Origin of the sequence: Nocardioides sp. (genome assembly GCF_014360585.1) — a bacterium.
Classification (GTDB): Bacteria; Actinomycetota; Actinomycetes; order Propionibacteriales; family Nocardioidaceae; genus Nocardioides.
Genome location: NZ_JACIXG010000040.1, coordinates 1 through 16625, shown reverse-complemented (window position 1 = coordinate 16625; position 16625 = coordinate 1). Strand labels below are relative to the sequence as shown.

General features: G+C 68.2%; 15 protein-coding genes. 13 read left to right on the top strand and 2 right to left on the bottom strand.

The features are described from left to right. Nucleotides 1-346: 346 nt before the first annotated feature. Nucleotides 347-1918 (bottom strand): bifunctional phosphatase PAP2/diacylglycerol kinase family protein, encoded by a 1572-nt coding sequence (locus tag H5T77_RS14530; protein WP_292650380.1) that lies wholly within the window; start codon nucleotides 1916-1918, stop codon nucleotides 347-349. Nucleotides 1919-2076: 158 nt separating this feature from the next. Here H5T77_RS14530 and H5T77_RS14525 point away from each other — a divergent pair, with 158 nt between their 5' ends. The 7 genes from H5T77_RS14525 (at nucleotide 2077) to H5T77_RS14495 (ending at nucleotide 9594) form a co-directional block, all read left to right on the top strand. Beyond that, nucleotides 2077-4644, top strand: a complete 2568-nt coding sequence (locus H5T77_RS14525; protein WP_292650378.1) for a calcium-binding protein — start codon at nucleotides 2077-2079, stop codon at nucleotides 4642-4644. 129 nt (nucleotides 4645-4773) lie between these two features. Beyond that, a complete protein-coding gene (locus H5T77_RS14520; RefSeq protein WP_292650376.1) occupies nucleotides 4774-5454 on the top strand; it encodes a peptidoglycan-binding domain-containing protein in 681 nt (226 codons plus the stop codon). Nucleotides 5455-5504: 50 nt separating this feature from the next. After that, the gene (gene serS / locus H5T77_RS14515; RefSeq protein ID WP_292650374.1) at nucleotides 5505-6791 is read left to right on the top strand and encodes a serine--tRNA ligase; all 1287 of its coding nucleotides are present in this window, start codon (nucleotides 5505-5507) and stop codon (nucleotides 6789-6791) included. Further along, entirely contained in the window at nucleotides 6788-7645 is an 858-nt protein-coding gene (locus H5T77_RS14510) for an HAD family hydrolase (protein ID WP_292650372.1), read from the top strand. Before serS ends, H5T77_RS14510 begins: the two co-directional genes overlap by 4 nt. Nucleotides 7646-7673: 28 nt before the next feature. Beyond that, nucleotides 7674-8186 carry a GNAT family N-acetyltransferase gene (locus tag H5T77_RS14505; RefSeq protein WP_292650370.1) on the top strand — a complete coding sequence of 171 codons (513 nt, stop codon included), beginning with the start codon at nucleotides 7674-7676 and terminating at the stop codon, nucleotides 8184-8186. Continuing rightward, the gene (locus H5T77_RS14500; RefSeq protein WP_292650368.1) at nucleotides 8183-8983 is read left to right on the top strand and encodes an HAD family hydrolase; all 801 of its coding nucleotides are present in this window, start codon (nucleotides 8183-8185) and stop codon (nucleotides 8981-8983) included. The genes H5T77_RS14505 and H5T77_RS14500 overlap by 4 nt, the downstream gene beginning before the upstream one ends. Continuing rightward, the gene (locus H5T77_RS14495; protein WP_292650366.1) at nucleotides 8980-9594 is read left to right on the top strand and encodes a hypothetical protein; all 615 of its coding nucleotides are present in this window, start codon (nucleotides 8980-8982) and stop codon (nucleotides 9592-9594) included. The genes H5T77_RS14500 and H5T77_RS14495 overlap by 4 nt, the downstream gene beginning before the upstream one ends. On the opposite strand, the gene H5T77_RS14490 is transcribed toward H5T77_RS14495, so the two are convergent. Next, a complete protein-coding gene (locus H5T77_RS14490; protein WP_292650365.1) occupies nucleotides 9557-10444 on the bottom strand; it encodes a sterol desaturase family protein in 888 nt (295 codons plus the stop codon). The two genes, H5T77_RS14495 and H5T77_RS14490, sit on opposite strands and share 38 nt — an antisense overlap. A 71-nt stretch (nucleotides 10445-10515) precedes the next feature. On the opposite strand from H5T77_RS14490, the gene H5T77_RS14485 reads away from it, so the two are divergent. From H5T77_RS14485 to H5T77_RS14460, 6 genes are all read left to right on the top strand, one after another. Then, nucleotides 10516-11160 (top strand): TetR/AcrR family transcriptional regulator, encoded by a 645-nt coding sequence (locus H5T77_RS14485; protein ID WP_292650363.1) that lies wholly within the window; start codon nucleotides 10516-10518, stop codon nucleotides 11158-11160. Nucleotides 11161-11263: 103 nt separating this feature from the next. Next, nucleotides 11264-12532, top strand: a complete 1269-nt coding sequence (locus H5T77_RS14480; RefSeq protein WP_292650361.1) for an alpha-hydroxy-acid oxidizing protein — start codon at nucleotides 11264-11266, stop codon at nucleotides 12530-12532. Between the two features lie 76 nt (nucleotides 12533-12608). Next, complete coding sequence (locus H5T77_RS14475) at nucleotides 12609-13583, top strand: carbohydrate kinase family protein (protein WP_292650359.1); 975 nt, start codon at nucleotides 12609-12611, stop codon at nucleotides 13581-13583. Between the two features lie 121 nt (nucleotides 13584-13704). After that, the gene (locus H5T77_RS14470) at nucleotides 13705-14619 is read left to right on the top strand and encodes a pseudouridine-5'-phosphate glycosidase (protein ID WP_292650357.1); all 915 of its coding nucleotides are present in this window, start codon (nucleotides 13705-13707) and stop codon (nucleotides 14617-14619) included. 223 nt (nucleotides 14620-14842) lie between these two features. Then, nucleotides 14843-15943 carry a glycosyltransferase family 2 protein gene (locus H5T77_RS14465; RefSeq protein ID WP_292650356.1) on the top strand — a complete coding sequence of 367 codons (1101 nt, stop codon included), beginning with the start codon at nucleotides 14843-14845 and terminating at the stop codon, nucleotides 15941-15943. A gap of 182 nt (nucleotides 15944-16125) precedes the next feature. Continuing rightward, nucleotides 16126-16625, top strand: a 500-nt coding sequence (locus H5T77_RS14460) for an alpha/beta fold hydrolase (protein WP_292650354.1), incomplete at its 3' end; no start/stop codon positions are given.

Below are 16625 nucleotides of genomic sequence, written 5' to 3'. Positions count from 1 at the left end.
GCGTGCCGGTTTTAAAACCCGGGCTGCGGGTGGGACGGCCCGGGAGTCGACCACTGGTCGCGGGGGATGTCCGACCAGTGTGTGGGTCATGCCACGTCGTCGGCCGGAGTCTGGCTTGATCCCGGCGCGAAGACGCCGACTCAGCTCACGCCGAGTCGTGTCAGACACCTTATGAATATTTACTTCTCAACAACGCATCTGTGCCCGCGAGTCGCTTCGACCAGGCATGGAAATCGATCCCAAACGTGCTGAAATCACGCCTGAATCGGGACTTTGTGCCCTGATTACTGGGACTTTCTGCTCTACTGCGTGTCGCTCACATTCGGGACCGAAACGGGACCGCTGTTCAGCGTGGCACGCGGACGAGCAGACGTCCGGGAAGACACTGCATCCGCAGCTCTCGCCCCTCGGAGATCGTGTCCCCGTCGAGCTGGCGCGGCTGGTCGTGATTGGTCCGGATCACGACGCTGGCGCCGGTCATCCGGTTGATCAGGTTGTCGGTGCGCGGCCGCTTGCTCAGCACCCGGAACGCGAGCGGGAGCCAGGACCAGAACCGCTGCGGATAGAGCAGTACGACGTCGACGAGCCCGTCGTCGAGCGCAGCCGCCGGCAGCAGTGGCATGTTCGCCTGGAGGTAGCCGACGTTGCCGACCACGACCGTCCGCGCCCGGTGCTTGGTGAACTCCCCGCCGTCGACGGAGATCTCCATCCGCATCGCCGGGAACATCAGGCTCTTGAGAGCAGAGAGGACGTAGGCCATCCAGCCGATCCGCTTCTTGATGTCCTCGTTGACGCCGCTCATGATCGCGGCGTCAAAGCCCATCCCGGCCATGACCAGGAAGTTGGTGTCCTCGAGGTTGTCGCCCGAGACCTCGACCAGGTCGATGGCCTGGTCCTGCCCGGTGAGCGCGACGTCGATCGCGGCACGGATGTAGAGCGGGATGGAGAGGTTGCGGGCGAGCAGGTTGCCGGTGCCGCCTGGGACGATCCCGACCGCGATTCCGGTGCCGGCCAGGGCGGAGCAGACCTCGCGTACGGTCCCGTCGCCACCACACACGAGCACCAGGTCGGCGCCCTCAGCCTGGGCTGCGCGCGCCATCCCCGTGCCGGGGTCCTCGATCGTGGTCAGGTGCCAGGTCGGGGTCTTCCAGCCGGACTCCTCGGCCATCGCGTTCACCATGGTCTTGAACTGCTCGACCGACTCGACCTTGATCGGGTTGAGGACGACCGCGATGTTGCGGTTGCCCCGCACCGAGTCCATCAGCGGCCGGCGCCCCAGCGCGTGGGAGGCGGGCAGCGGCGTGTGGAGCGCCATGCCGAGGAAGACGGCGCCGGCGGCGAAGACGATCCCACCGAGCACGTCGGAGGGGTAGTGGCGGCCGAGGAAGACCCGGTCTGCCGCGACGAGCACGACCAGCAGCGCGAGGCCGGCGTAGGCGAGGCGGCGGATGCCGCGGCGGCGTACGAACATCGTCACGACCACGGCGATCACGCCGGCCAGGGCGGCGATGCCGGTCGCATGACCGGACGGGTACGACGGTGACTCGTGGAACCACGACATCAGCTGCCACGACGGCCTGTCCCGGTCGACCAGGAGCACCACCCCGCGGCGTACGACCAGGGTGACCGCCACGACGCCGAGCACGTAGACCGCGGCCCGCGGGTACTTGCGGAACAGTCCGGCGGCGACCAGGAGAGCGACCCCGACGATCACGTACCAGTCGGTGCCCACCTCGACGACGTGCCAGAAGCTCAGCATCCAGGCGTGCTCCGCGGTCACCTCCGTCGCGTCTCGGCCGAGATCGTCGATCGTCGAGACCAGAGGCCAGGCGTTGATCGCCGCGATCCCGATCAGGGTGCACAGGGCGAACAGCGAAGCCGCCCAGAGCAGCAGGGCACGGCGGGAGAGGTCAAGCACGATAAGCCAGTATGCGCGAAACGTCTTCCACACAGTGAATGAACGGGCTGGTCAAAACCTGGGGCAGAGCATCGATGTGAGCGCTATCGTTCGCTCTCCGCGCATGATTCGGGTCGGCGCCGGCTCCTTCTCGGTCCTTCGTTGTTGTGAGGTCTTTCATGCGCGCTCGCGCTTCTTCGTACGCCCTTGTCGGGCTGTTGTCCGTCCCCGCCGTCGCCCTCGGCGTCGGTGGACTCCTCGCCGGCTCCGCCGCCGCGGCGGACGGTGAGTGCGGCGGCAAGCCCGTCACCGTCGACCTCTCGGTCGAGGGGCAGGTCCCAACCGAGGGCGATGACGTGATCTTTGTTCCGGACGATCTCTCCGTCGACGCGCTCGGCGGCAACGACATCATCTGCGCCGCAGGGTCGGGCATGGCCACGATCACGGCGGGCGCGGGCGACGATGTCGTGTACGCCGCCTACGGGAACCGTGTTGAGGCGGGAGACGGGAATGACACGATCATCGGTGAGAGTGGTGGCATCGACGCGGGGCCAGGGAATGACGTCATCCGCTCCACGAGGCAACAGTTCGCTGCCAAGGGCGGCGAGGGCGACGACGTTCACTACGTCGAGGCCGGTGCAGGCTGGTTCGAGGGCGGCGACGGCAACGACACCTTCTGGGGTGGCGACGGTGATGACATCGCGCGCGGCGGCGAAGGGAATGACGTGGTCCACGCTGGGGCCGGTGACGACATCGTTCACAACGAATCCGGTGACGACCAGATCTACCTGGGTGACGGTGACGATGGTGCCTACTCGGGTAGCAATGGGCTCGGCGCGGACGTCATTCAGGGTGAAAGCGGGGCTGACTACATCCATGTGAGGGCGATTGGTGCGGGCGGCGACCTCATCGACGCTGGTTCGGTGGACAACGCGATCGACACCCTCAGCCTCTCCGAATCCGCAATGGGGATCCACCTCGACATGACATCAGGCGTTACCGATTGGGACGCCACCTTCGCAGGGTTCGAAGCGCTCGAGGCAACGGATCATGCCGACGTGATCACCGGCACCAAGGGCAACAACATCCTCGACGTCGGTAGGGGTGCCAATCGTGTCGACGCTGGTGACGGGAATGACACGATCGACGGTGGGCGCGACGCCGACCAGATCGATGCCGGTGCAGGCGACGACACGGTTCGGGCTTGGGGCGGAAACGACGAGCTCCGCGGTGGCGCTGGTGCCGACACGATTGAAGCCGGTGCGGACAATGACGCTGCGAGCGGCGGGGACGGCAACGACGTCATGAGTGACGGCGGCGGTGATGACGTGCTTCATGGTGATGGAGGTGACGACACGATCACCCCGAACCCGTACGGCGGAGACGACTTCGACGAGCTCCACGGCGATGCCGGGAACGACACCATCACGGGCGGACAGTTCGGTCACGACACGATCGACGGGGGCGACGGAACCGACACGTTGACCGCCGTGGCAGCCGCTGCCGACATCCGGGGTGGGCTCGGTGACGACATCATCGGCCTCGGACACTCAGAGACCGGCGCCCAGAACGCCTACGGCGAGGACGGCAACGACACCATCCGAGGCGGTCAGTTCGGCGCCTATATGTCCGGTGGCAACGGCAACGACACGATCCACGGTGGCTCGGCCCGCATCAACGCCGAGGGCGGAGCCGGGGACGACAAGATCTACGGCTCAGCCGCCGACTGGAATCGCATCCACGGTGGGTCGGGAAACGACCTCATCCAGGGCGGCGGCGGGCGTGACCGCCTGACCGGAGGCTCAGGCAGCGACGCGATCCTCGGCAAGGCCGGCGTGGACGAGATCTACGGTGACGAGGACTACTACAGCCCCACCGTCGGGTCTGCTGACCGCATCGACGCCGGGGACGGGAACGACTCGGTCAAGGCTGGCCCCGGCAACGACACCGTGAGTGCCGGGGAGGGTGCGGACACCGTTGTCGGCGAGGCTGGTCGCGACCGCATCCTCGGCGGCGGTGGCAACGACCGGTTGAAGGGTGACGCCGACAACGACGCGATCGAGGGCGGCGCCGGCAACGACACGTTGGAGGGCGGGATCGGCTCGGACGCCCTCCGCGGTGACAGTGGCGATGATCTGCTGGCGGGCAACGCCGGCAGCGACTCGTTGAATGGAGGTTCGGGTGCCGACACGGCTTCGTACGTCACTGCCCGCAACCCAGTCACCGTGACCATGTCCCGCGCCACTGGAGGTGACGGCACCGACACGCTCGCCGGGATGCAGAACCTGAAGGGGAGCCGCTACGGGGATCGTCTCGTCGGCAACGGCGCTGCCAACGTACTGCTGGGTGGTGGAGGCAACGACACGATCTTCCCGGGGCACGGCAACGACCGCGCGGAGGGTGGTTCGGGCACCGACACCGTCTCGTTCTCGAACGTACGCAACGGGGTGCGGGTCGCGCTCAACACGACCGCGGTCCAGTCGACCCGGGCGGGATCGGATCGTCTGCTGACCTTCGAGCGGCTGACCGGCACGAACTACGCCGACGTCCTGCGGGGGAACGGCGGTGCCAACAAGCTGATCGGCCTCGGTGGATCCGACCGGCTCGAGGGTGGATCGGGTAACGACTCGCTCTACGGAAACGCCGGCAACGATCGGTTGCTCGGCGGATCCGGTCGCGACTACGGCGACGGTGGCACCGGACGGGACAGCTCGGTCTCGGTCGAGCGGCGGGTGCGTATCCCCTAGTCGCCGGAGCCGGCCCGTGACTACGGGAAAGGTACGGGTTCGGGCGTCGCCGCGGATCGCGAGAATGCGCCTGGCGTGCTGAAGCATGCGAACCGATCCAGAGGGAGCTCCATCCAAGTGAAGACATCGATGCGACTGCGCATTGGCGGCCTGGTCGCTGCGGCGGCCGTGGCGACGAGCGGACTGGTCGGCCTGGACGCGGGCACGGCGCCCGCGGAGGCAGCGGTCAGCTGCACGATCAGCAGCCCGAAGACCGTACGTCCCGGCAACACCGGCAGCTGCGTGAAGCTGCTCCAGAAGGTGCTCGGCGGGCTCAAGCCGGACGGTTCGTTCGGTTCGGCGACGACCGCCCGGGTGAAGGACTACCAGAAGGCCAAGGGTCTGGCGGCCGATGGCATCGTCGGGTCGCGTACGTGGTCGAAGATCAAGGCGGGCATGTCCGGCAGCGGCACGATCATCTCCGCGACCGCGACCGCGAACTGGTACGCCTGCGTCATCGTCCGGGGCGGCCAGTCGATCCGCTACACGGTGACCAACAAGCGCAGCACCGGCTGGAGGCAGGCGACGATCACCACCAGCGGCTCCCTGGCGAACCCGGTGATCCACGGCTGGATCTCCAGCAAGCGATCGCGTTCGACGGCGTCGAACACCTCGGGCTTCCCGAAGACGTACGGGACCTCGGCCGCGTACATCACCTACACCAGCGGCACCTACTACACCAACGACTCCTACCGCTACGACTTCCCCAACCGGACGGTCTACCGCTCGTTCCTGCGCCCGTGCGGCAAGACCAGCCCGGTCTACTGGTGACAGTCCGTTACTGAAGTGAGATCTGGTGGCCGGTCGACTAGCCTTGCCGCATGATCGACCCGCGCATCCTCCGCGAAGACCCCGACCGCGTACGTGCCTCGCAGCAGCGCCGCGGCGCGTCCTCTGACGTGGTGGACCGGGCGCTGTCTGCGGACAGCGCCCGGCGCGCGGCGATCGCCGACTTCGAGGCCAAGCGGGCCGAGCAGAAGCAGATGGGCAAGAAGGTCGCCCAGGCCAAGGGCGAGGAGAAGCAGCAGCTGCTGGCCGAGGTGAAGGACCTCGCGGCCGCCGTCAAGGAGGCCGAGGCGGCGCAGGGCGTCGCCGAGGAGGAGTGGAAGGCGGCCCTCAAGGCCATCCCCAACATCGCCGACGACGCTCCGCCCGGTGGCGAGGACGACTTCGTCCTGATCGAGAAGGTCGGCAAGCCCCGTGACTTCGAGGCCGAGGGCTTCGAGCCGCGTGACCACGTCGAGCTCGGCAAGATGCTCGGCGCGATCGACCTCGAGCGTGGCGCGAAGGTCTCCGGAAGCCGCTTCTACTTCCTGACCGGGGTCGGCGCGGAGCTCGAGTTCGCGCTGATCAACCTGGCGATGGAGCAGGCTCGTGAGGCCGGCTTCACCCAGGTCATCGCCCCCGCGCTGGTCCGCCCGGAGGCCATGGCCGGCACCGGCTTCCTGGACCAGGTCGACGACGGCGTCTACAAGATCGAGGACGACGACCTCTACCTCGTCGGCACCTCGGAGGTGCCGATGGCGGCCTACCACTCCGACGAGATCCTCGACCCCGAGACGCTCCCGCTGCGCTACGCCGCCTTCTCGTCGTGCTTCCGCAAGGAGGCCGGCTCGGCGGGCAAGGACACCAAGGGCATCATCCGGGTCCACCAGTTCGAGAAGGTGGAGATGTTCGTCTACACCACCGTCGAGGATTCGTACGCAGAGCACCAGCGTCTCCTCGAGTGGGAGAAGGCGTTCCTGGACAAGCTCGAGCTCGCCTACCAGGTCATCGACGTCGCCGCGGGCGACCTCGGTCCGAGCGCGCTGCGGAAGTTCGACTGCGAGGCGTGGATCCCCACCCAGGGGAAGTACCGCGAGCTCACCTCGGCATCCAACTGCACCACCTTCCAGGCACGTCGCCTCGACATTCGCGCGCGGGCGGCTGCGCCGGATTCTGGGGCAGGCACGACCCCGGTCGCCACGCTCAACGGCACGCTGACCGCGGTCACCCGCGCCATCGTCGCCGTCCTGGAGACCCATCAGCAGCCCGACGGCTCGGTGCGGGTGCCGAAGGCCCTGCAGAAATGGCTCGGGCGCGAGGTCCTGGAGCCGATCCAGAAGTGAGTTCGACCGAGAGCACCACCGCCTGGCCCGGCGAGTCCGCCTGGGAGCCCAAGCTTGTCGCGCTCGACATCGACGGCACTCTGCTGCGCTGGGTCGAGGACAGGGGCACGCCGTCCGAGGCGCTCTCGGACAAGGTGCGCGACGCGGTTCGCCGGGCGTACGAAGCCGGTGCCCACGTCGTGCTCTCCTCCGGCCGTTCGGCCCATTCGATGACCGGGATCGCCGACCTCCTCGGGATTCCTGAGGAGGCCGCGGAGCGGTTGTGGATCGTCGCCTCCAACGGCGCGGTGGTGCTTCGCTATCCGCCCGTCGACGTCGTGCACGAGGAGACCTTCGACGCCCGTCCTGCGCTGGAGAAGATCCTGGAGAGGCGTCCGAACGTGCTGGTCGCGGTCGAGAACCGTGGACTGGGCTACCGGTTCAACCGGCCGTTCCCCGAGGGTGAGCTCGACGGTGATCACCTGATCGCGCCGATCGACGAGATGGTCGCCGAGCCGGTCTCTCGAGTGATCATCCGGGACCCCGACGCGAGTCCCGAGGACTTCATCGCCCTCGGGCGCGAGCTCGGCCTGCACGGGATCGACTACGTGGTCGGTTACACCGCCTGGCTCGACCTCACCCCGGTAGGGGTCTCCAAGGCCTCGGGCCTCTCCTACGTGTGCGACCAGCTCGACCTCGAGCCGACCGACGTGCTCGCCATCGGTGATGGCCGCAACGACATCGAGATGCTCGAGTGGGCCGGTCGCGGCGTGGCCATGGGCAACGCCCCCGAGGAGGTCCAGATGGTGGCCGACGCCGTGACGGCCCATGTCGCCGACGACGGCGCGGCGCTGGAACTCTCCCGCTGGTTCTGAGAGTGCTGTTCTGAGAGTCTTGGCGCTCGTGACCCTTCCCACCACCATCACCACCGAGCGGCTCACGCTGCCGTTGTGGACCCGCACCGACGTCGAGGCCATCCGCGATCCGAACGGCGGGCTCGGCCGGCCGCAGGGCTGGCACCCGCAGTTCCCGCGCGAGGACGACCGGGACGCGGCGACGATGTGGGTGGAGGGCGACCTGTGGAGCGCCCGCTACATCGTGCGCAACAGCACCGTGCTCGGCTCGATCGGCTTCTTCGGGCCACCTGAAGCCGCCCCGGACGGAAAACCGGAGGCCGAGGTCGGCTACGGCCTGGTCGAAGAGGCGCGTGGCTGGGGATTCGCGACCGAGGCGCTCAAGGGTCTGCTGGCATGCGCGGACGAGGAGGGCGTACGCATCCGGGCCTCGGTCGAGCCCGCCAACGCCGCCAGCCTCCGGGTGCTCGCCAAGTGCGGTTTCATCGACCTCCGTGGCGCCGACGAGGACGGGCATCTGGTGATGGCCAGGCCGGTGCCCGGTGGCAGAATGGAAGAATGAGTACGCCGAAGCTCGTCGCCACCGACCTGGACGGGACCCTGGTCAGAGCAGACGGCTCGGTCTCTGACTTCACCCGCGATGTCCTCGTGAAGCTCGAGGAGATCGGCGTACCGGTCATCTTCGTGACCGGCCGGCCGCTGCGCTGGACCCGCGTGCTCTTCGAGCACATCGGCAGCGTCGGGCTGGCGATCGTGTCCAACGGCGCCCTGGTCTGGGACGTCGCCACCGATCAGCCCCGGCTCACCCGGCTGATCGAGCCCACCCTGACCGCCGAGGTGGCGGCGACGCTGAAGGAGAACGTACCCGGGCTCGTCTTCGCGACCGAGTCGCTCGAGGGGTGGTCGTGCGAGCCCGCGTTCACGTCCCATTTCTCTGACGCGCTCCGGCCCGCCAGGCGGGTCGCCCCGATCGAGGAGCTCTCCGACGAGCCGCTGATCAAGCTGCTCGGCCGCCGTCACGACGACGATGACGCCGACGAGCTGCTGGCGGCCGCGATGGCCGTCGTCGGTGAGCGGGTCAACGTGACCCACTCGTCGTTCCCGCTGCTCGAGATCAGCGCTCCTGGGGTCACCAAGGCTTCCACCCTGGAGCTGGTCTGCACCGAGCTCGGCATCTCCGCCGCCGACGTGATCGCCTTCGGTGACATGCCCAACGACCTGCCGATGCTGACCTGGGCCGGGACGTCGTACGCCATGGCGGACGCCCACCCGAGCGTCACCGCGTGCGCCTCCCACGTCGCTCCCGGGCACGAGGATGACGGTGTCGCGCGGGTCCTGGCTGGAGTCTTCGGCCTGTGACTGGTTTGATCGTCGCCATGCGCCGCGTCCCCCCGTACCTCGCAGCCGTCGCAATGGTCGCCCTGGCGATCGTCACGATGAGCCCTGCCCCCGCGACGGCAGAGCCTGTCACTGCCCCCGCGAAGTGCCCCGCGTTCGTGCTCAGCGACGCGGTCAAGGAGCCGATGGTCTTCCACGCGCGGGTGAACGGCCCCGGCAAGGCCACCAAGAGGGGCGGCCCGGTGGTCTACCCGGTGACCGTCGTCAAGCCGATCAAGGGTGTCGCCGGCGGCAGCAATCTCCAGGTCACGCTCAACCCCGGTGTCTGCCAGAAGAAGTCGCTGACCGACGACGAGGACTACTACTTCTTCGTGCAGAAGAAGGGCGACACGATCCTCGCCGCCGGGACCCAGCCGCGCGTCCAGGAGTACACCGACAAGCTCCAGGCGGAGATCGCCAAGGAGTTCCCCGAGGTGATCGCCCCCGAGCCTCAGCAGGTGAGCTTCAGCGAGCCCGCGTCCCCTGAGGGTCAGCAGCTCGTCAAGGTGGCCGCACCGGGCTTCGTGCTCGTCGGCGTCGGCCTCCTCGGCCTCCTCATCGTGCAGATTCTGGGGCGGCGGAAGACCGCATAGTCTCCTCGGGCGTCCACCCCGGAGGCCGGAAGGCGTAGCTCAGCTTGAGGCGCCAGCCGGCGGCGCTGCGTACGTCGTTCCAGAGCTCGCGGAACGCTCCGTACTCGAGGCGGATCAGGTTGTAGGTGTCGACCTTGTAGGTCAGGCCGTACGTCGGGCGCTGGCGCTCCGGCTGGAAGGTGCCGAAGAGACGGTCCCAGACGATCAGGATCCCGGCGTAGTTCTTGTCCAGGTATTCCGGGTCGGAGCCGTGGTGGACGCGGTGATGCGAGGGCGTGTTGAGCACGAGCTCCAGCGGCCGCCAGAGCTTGCCGATCGTCTCGGTGTGCACGAAGAACTGGTAGACCAGGTTGATCGAGAAGGCGATGTAGATCGCCGCCGGGGAGATGCCGACGAAGGGCAGCGGCAGGAAGAAGAAGAACTCGAACCATGGGTTCCACTTCTGTCGCAGCGCGGTCGCGAAGGTCATGTACTCGCTCGAGTGGTGCGCCTGGTGGGCCGCCCAGCCGACCCTGGTCCGGTGCACGAACCGATGGTTCCAGTAGTAGGCGAGGTCGACGACCAGGACCGAGATCGCCAGGCCCCACCACGTGCTCGGCATCTGCCACAGCGAGGCGTAGGCGAAGATCGCCGCATAGATCCCGAAGGTCAGCACCTTGAACACGGTCATCGACACGATCGAACCGAAGCCCATCAGGATCGAGGTGCGGGCGTCCTTGAAGACGTAACCGGCCAGGTTGTCGTCGTGGTCGAGCCATCTCAGCGCAGCCAGCTCGATGAGGATCGCGATCACGAAGAACGGGATCGCGTACGTCAACGGGTTCTTCAGCGGGTCGAGAATGTCGTTCATGGGGGACCTCCTGAGATATGACCTTGGAGTAAGTTACCTCAGGGTCATATGCCGTCGCTAGACTTCTGGGCATGTCACGGGCCAACGCAGGAACCAAGGGTGTCCCACGCGCCGACCGCGAGCTGCAGATCGTCCGAGCCGCCTGCGAGGTCTTCGGCACCGTGGGGTTCGCCAAGGCGTCCGTCGCCGGGATCGCCGCCGATGCCGGCATCTCGAAGCCGCTGGTCTATCAGTACTTCGGCTCCAAGGAGGGTCTCTTCCTGGCCAGCTTCAACTACGGCGCCGAGACCCTCGCCGCCGAGATGGAGCGGGTCGCCGCCGACGACTCGGTCGGTCTGGAGCGGGGCCTGCGCACGCTCGACGGTCTCTTCCGTACGCTCGAGCCGCAGCCGTGGTTGTGGCGGCTCCTCTTCGATCCGTCAGCGCCTGACGACGGCGAGGTCGCGGCCGCCCGCGCCGTCTACACCGACCGGATCACCCGTCTCGCCGTCGAGGGGGTGGGTGAGCTGATGAGGCTCGTGGGCGACGACGATCCTCTCGACGCCTCCGCGTTGACCGCCGTCTGGATGAGCGCTGTCGACGCGCTGATCACCTGGTGGCTCGACCACCCGGAGGTGACGCCGACTCAGATGACGGAGCGGTGTCATCGACTGATCGCGGCGCTCTCCGGGGCCGCACTGCCCGCGCACCTGATGGTGGATCTCGGCGCCGGCTGAGGCGCGACCGGGTACGACGGGGAAGGTCCGCAGGGGTTACCGGCGCGTAAGCCCTTGCAGAGCTCGCCGTCGTACATCCCGCCCGGCGAGTAACCTTCGCCGCGTGAGTATCGGCAGAGACCTGCAGTCCGCGATCTTCCGCAAGGGCCTTTTCGGCCACCGGCCGGTGGTGCCGACCGAGCCGTCGGCACTCGCCGAGGCGGCCCAGAAGGCGATGAGCGAAGAGGCCTGGGCCTACGTCGCCGGCGGGGCCGGTCAGCAGCGCACCGTCGCCGCCAACACGGCGGCCTTCGACCACTTCCGGCTCGTGCCTCGCATGCTCGCCAACGTCGAGGACCGCGACCTGCGCACCACCCTGTTCGGGGTGGACATGCCGGCGCCGATGATGCTGGGGCCGGTCGGCGTGCTCGAGCTCGCCCATCCCCGCGCCGAGCACGAGGTCGCTGCCGCCGCTCGCGCGACCGGCATCCCGATGATGATCTCCACCCAGGCGTCCGTCCCGATGGAGGAGGTCGCCGAGGATCTCGGTGACACCCCTCGGCTCTACCAGCTCTACTGGTCGAAGGACGAGGCGATCGTCGAGTCCTTCGTACGCCGCGCCGAGGCCATCGGCTCGGACGCGCTTGTCGTCACGCTCGACACGCACATGCTGGGGTGGCGTACGCGCGACCTCGATCTGGGCTACCTGCCCTTCGCACGCGGCCTCGGGATCGCTCAGTACACCTCCGACCCGGCGTTCCGGGCGCTCGTCGAGCAGGGGATCGCGTCGGGTCCCGGGACGAGCGTGCGGCCGGGACTGCGCGAGCTCCCCTCGGCACTGTCGGCGGTCGCCTCGATGGCCCAGCATCACCCCGGCAGGCTCGTCGACAACCTTCGCTCCGGCCACGCCCGGGCGGCGGTCGAGACCTTCCTCGACGTCTTCTCCCGATCCGACCTGATCTGGGACGACCTGGACCGGCTGCGCGAGATGACCGACCTGCCGATCGTGCTGAAGGGGATCCAGGCGCCCTCGGATGCGCGGCGCGCGCTCGAGCACGGCGTCGAGGGGATCATCGTCTCCAACCACGGCGGCCGGCAGGTCGACGGCGCCATCGCCTCCATCGACGCCCTGCCGAGCATCGTCGACGAGATCGACGGCCGGATCCCGGTGCTCTTCGACTCCGGCATCCGCTCCGGCGCCGACATCCTCAAAGCGCTTGCCCTGGGTGCTGACGCCGTCCTCCTCGGCCGTCCCTACGTCTACGGTCTCGCGCTCGCCGGCGCCGCCGGTGTCCAGGCAGTCATCGAGCACATGATCGCCGAGCTCGACCTCTCCCTCGGCCTGGTCGGCTGCCGCTCGGTCGACGAGGTCGGCCGCGAGCTCCTCGGCTGAAGGAAACCCAAGCGCACAACCAAGTTCATACTTTATGAGGGGGCGCGATCCGAGCACCCCACTTACGATGCAAGTGATGAACCTGCAAGCACCGCCAGACATCGTCGTGATCGGCGGCTCCAACATGGATCTCCACGCTCGTGCGAACGAGCAGGTGGTGATGGGTTCGAGCATGTCCGGATCCGCGGGGATCTCGCCCGGCGGTGTCGGCCGCAACGTTGCGGAGAACCTCGCCCGGCTCGGCGACTCGGTGGCGCTCGTCTCGGTCGTCGGCGACGACCCGATCGGCGACGAGGTGATCAGCTACACCGAGGACGTAGGCGTCGACTGCACCTACGTCCGACGTCGGGCAGACGTACGCACCGGCACCTACAACGCCGTGCTCGACTCCTCCGGCGAGCTGGTGGTCGCGGTGGCCGACATGGCGGCGACCGACGAGTTCTCCCCGCTGGTCGTGGAGGCGGCCCGCGACCTGATCAAGGGCGCTCGCGGTGTGCTCGTCGAGGGCAACATCCCGGTCCGCACGGCCGACATGGCGATCGACCTCGCCCGCGAGTTCGACGTGCCGGTCGGCTTCGACCCGGTGTCGGTGCAGAAGGCGAAGCGGGCGCGTGAGCTGATCCGCGCCGATCGCGAGCTCTATCTGGTCACGCCCAACCAGGCCGAGCTGGCCGCGCTGACCGACCTGCCTGCCGACAGCGATGCGGAGATCGAAAAGGCCGTCCACTCCCTGCACGATCGCGGCGTCGGCGTCGTCTGGGTCCGCCTGGGTGCCCGCGGCTCGGTGATCAGCTACAACGACGTCTACCAGGAGCTTCCCTCCGTGCCGACAGACGTCATCGACGTCACCGGCGCCGGCGACGCGATGCTCGCCGCGTTCACCCACGAGATCCTCCGCGACATCGACCTCGTCCAGGCTGCGCGGTTCGGCCACGCTGCGGCAGCGCTCACCTGCGGCACCAACGACACCGTCAGGATGGACCTCAGCGAAAGCCTCGTCAGAGATTGCGCGGGCGGGGGCGCCGTCGCGAGCGTCGCGAGACGGGTGTGATGGCAAGGCGGAGCCTCGAAGGCGGTCTGGTTGCACCGTCGAGAGGCGACAACGCAGCCAGCGCGCCCGTATCGCGACGCGCAGCAGGCGGCCCTGTCCGCGCAATCTCTGAGGAGCTGGCGTGAAGGTCCGGCTCACCGAGGAGGTCGAGACCGCGCTCGCCGAGGGCCGCCCGGTCGTCGCGCTGGAGTCGACGATCATCAGCCACGGCATGCCCTACCCCGACAACGTGAAGATGGCCACCGAGGTCGAGCAGGTCGTGCGTGACAACGGCGCCGTCCCGGCCACGATCGCGCTCCTCGACGGCATCCCGCGCGCCGGCCTGACCCCGGATGACCTGGAGCTCCTCGCCTCCGACCCCGAGGTGACCAAGGTCAGCCTCCGAGACCTCCCGTACGTCGTCGCCCGCGGTCTCCACGGCGCAACGACGGTCGCGGCCACCATGCGCCTGGCGGCCATGGCCGGGATCAGGACGTTCGTGACCGGTGGACTCGGCGGCGTGCACCGCGGCGCCGCGACGTCCTTCGACATCTCCGCCGACCTGACCGAGCTCGCCCGCACCCAGGTCGCGGTGGTGAGTGCCGGCGTGAAGTCGATCCTCGACATCGGCCTGACGTTGGAGACCCTGGAGACCTACGGGGTGCCGGTCCTGGTCAACGGCAGTGACGAGTTCCCGGCCTTCTACTCCCGCAGCTCCGGTTTCGCGGCGCCGTTGCGGATCGACGGACCCGCCGAGGCCGCCGCGGTCATGAAGGCCACCTGGGACCTCGGCCTCCCCAGCGGCCTGGTCATCGCCAACCCGGTTCCGGTCGGCGACGAGATCCCGGCCGAGGTGATCGGGGCACACATCGATCAGGCCCTCGCGGATGCCGACGAACGTGACGTCCACGGCAAGGAGATCACCCCGTTCCTGCTGGCCCGGATCGTCGAGCTGACCGGCGGCGACTCGCTGGCGACCAACATCGCGCTGGTGCGGGACAACGCAGCCTTCGGGGCACAAATGGCCGCGTCGTACGCTCACCATGCCGCAGTGTGACGAACGATCACCACCAGTTCACCCCGGAGACACCGCGATCGGCCTAACGTCACGTCTGAATGTGCGTTGATCCTCCCGTGACCGATTGCCCCCACATTGGCCCGACCTCGACGGCCCCTTCCTGGCGCGCCGTGTTCGAGGTCATCGCCCCGGCCAGCTGCAGGGTCGACACGCTCACGATGGCGGCGGTGCGGTGATGTGCACCCCTTTAGACTCCGTTTACGTGGGGGTATTCAGGAGGAAGGACAAGCCGAGGCTGCTCAGCGTCGTCGTACCGGTCTACAACGTGGCCGACTACGTCGCCGACAGCCTCGACAGCATCCTGCGCCAGCCCCTGCGTGAGGTCTGCGCCATCGAGGTCGTCGTCGTCGACGACGGCTCGACCGACGGGTCCGCCGAGATCGTCAAGGACATCGCCGCGAAGGACCCCCGGGTCAAGCTGATCATCCAGCCCAACTCCGGCGTCTCCATCGCCCGTCGCGCCGGGATCGAGGCCGCCTCCGGTGAACTGCTCACCTTCGTCGACCCCGACGACATCCTGCCCCGCGACGCCTGGACCACGATGCTGAGGACGCTGCGGCGTACGGGCTCCGACTTCGCGGTCGGCGCCGCCGAGCGGGTGAGCGTCGTCGACGGCGAGGAGCGGAGGTACGTCACCCCGCTGATGCGCCGCAACCACTCCCGGACGCGCCTCAAGTGCCGGATCGAGGATGCGCCGCTGATGCTCGCGGACGTGTTCGTCTGGAACAAGATCTTCCGGCGCTCCTTCTGGACCGACAACGACATCACCTTCCCCGAGCGCACCCGCTACCAGGACCAGGTCGCGCTGACGCAGGCGTTCCTGGCCGCCCGGAGCTTCGACGTCCTCACCGACGTCGTCTACGACTGGCGGGTCCGGAACGACCTGTCCTCCGCCACCCAGAAGCGCGCGCAGATCGCCAACCTGGTCGAGCGGATCGCCACCAAGCGCCAGACCGTGGAGCTGGTGGCGGCCACCGGCTCCGCGGAGCTGATGCGGACGCTGCGCACCGAGATCCTCCCGATCGACATGTGGGAGCACTTCCGGGCTGCAGTGGACCCCGCCACCGAGGACCCCGACCGCTACTGGTCGCTGCTCCGCGAGGCTGTCCTCGAGTTCTGGTACGACGCCGGCGTCCCCTTCGAGGAGACCACCGTCCCCCGTGGCCAGCGGCTGATGGCCTGGCTGGTCTCACGAGACCGCCGCGACGACCTCGCCGACCTCGTCGAGATGATCGACGAGCGGGGCCCGGCCAGGACGATCGAGGCGTTCGCCGCCGCCGAGGACCTGCCGGTCGGACTCTGAGGCCGGCAGCCCGGCAGCTGACACGAGAAACCCCAGGTCGTATCGGAAGACCCTGGGCTTCAGGGACCAAAGACCTGCGATAGACCCGGATGCGTGGGGAATTGGGCGATTCCCGTTGCACGGGTGTTGCCGGCGGGGCAAGGTGTGGGCACCCCACGTCATTGCTTCGAGGAGCCCACTGAATGCCCAGCGTCCAGCTGTCGGCCGGTCCGATCGATTTCGAGGATACCGGCGGTGACGGCCCTGTCCTCGTGCTCCTCCACGGAGTGCCGATGGACGGCCGTCTGTGGCGTCGCGCGATGCCTCATCTCGACGGGTTTCGGGTCCTCCGCCCGACGCTGCCGCTCGGAGGCCATCGCAAGCCGATGAACCCCGACGCGGACCTCAGCCAGCAGGGTGTGGCGAGCATCCTCGGCGACTTCCTCGACGAGCTCGACCTCCACGACGTCACCCTGGTCCTCAACGACTGGGGCGGTGGCCAGTTCCTCATCAACGCCGACCGCACCGACCGCATCGCGCGGCTGGCGCTGGTGGCGTGCGAGGCCTTCGACAACTACCCGCCGAAGGCGGCCAGGCCGCTGGCTGTGCTGTCGAAGATGCCGCCGCTGTTCACCGCCGCTCTGCAGCTGTTCCGCATGCGAGGCTTCCGGCAGGCGAGCTCGGGCTATGGCGGGATGTCGGT

What these genes read in the sequence shown, in the direction of transcription:
- H5T77_RS14525 (WP_292650378.1), top strand. Translation starts at nt 2,077, where the DNA reads ATGCGCGCTCGCGCTTCTTCGTACGCCCTTGTCGGGCTGTTGTCCGTC.
- H5T77_RS14520 (WP_292650376.1), top strand. Translation starts at nt 4,774, where the DNA reads ATGCGACTGCGCATTGGCGGCCTGGTCGCTGCGGCGGCCGTGGCGACG.
- serS (WP_292650374.1), top strand. Translation starts at nt 5,505, where the DNA reads ATGATCGACCCGCGCATCCTCCGCGAAGACCCCGACCGCGTACGTGCC.
- H5T77_RS14500 (WP_292650368.1), top strand. Translation starts at nt 8,183, where the DNA reads ATGAGTACGCCGAAGCTCGTCGCCACCGACCTGGACGGGACCCTGGTC.
- H5T77_RS14490 (WP_292650365.1), bottom strand. Translation starts at nt 10,444, where the DNA reads ATGAACGACATTCTCGACCCGCTGAAGAACCCGTTGACGTACGCGATC.
- H5T77_RS14485 (WP_292650363.1), top strand. Translation starts at nt 10,516, where the DNA reads ATGTCACGGGCCAACGCAGGAACCAAGGGTGTCCCACGCGCCGACCGC.
- H5T77_RS14475 (WP_292650359.1), top strand. Translation starts at nt 12,609, where the DNA reads ATGAACCTGCAAGCACCGCCAGACATCGTCGTGATCGGCGGCTCCAAC.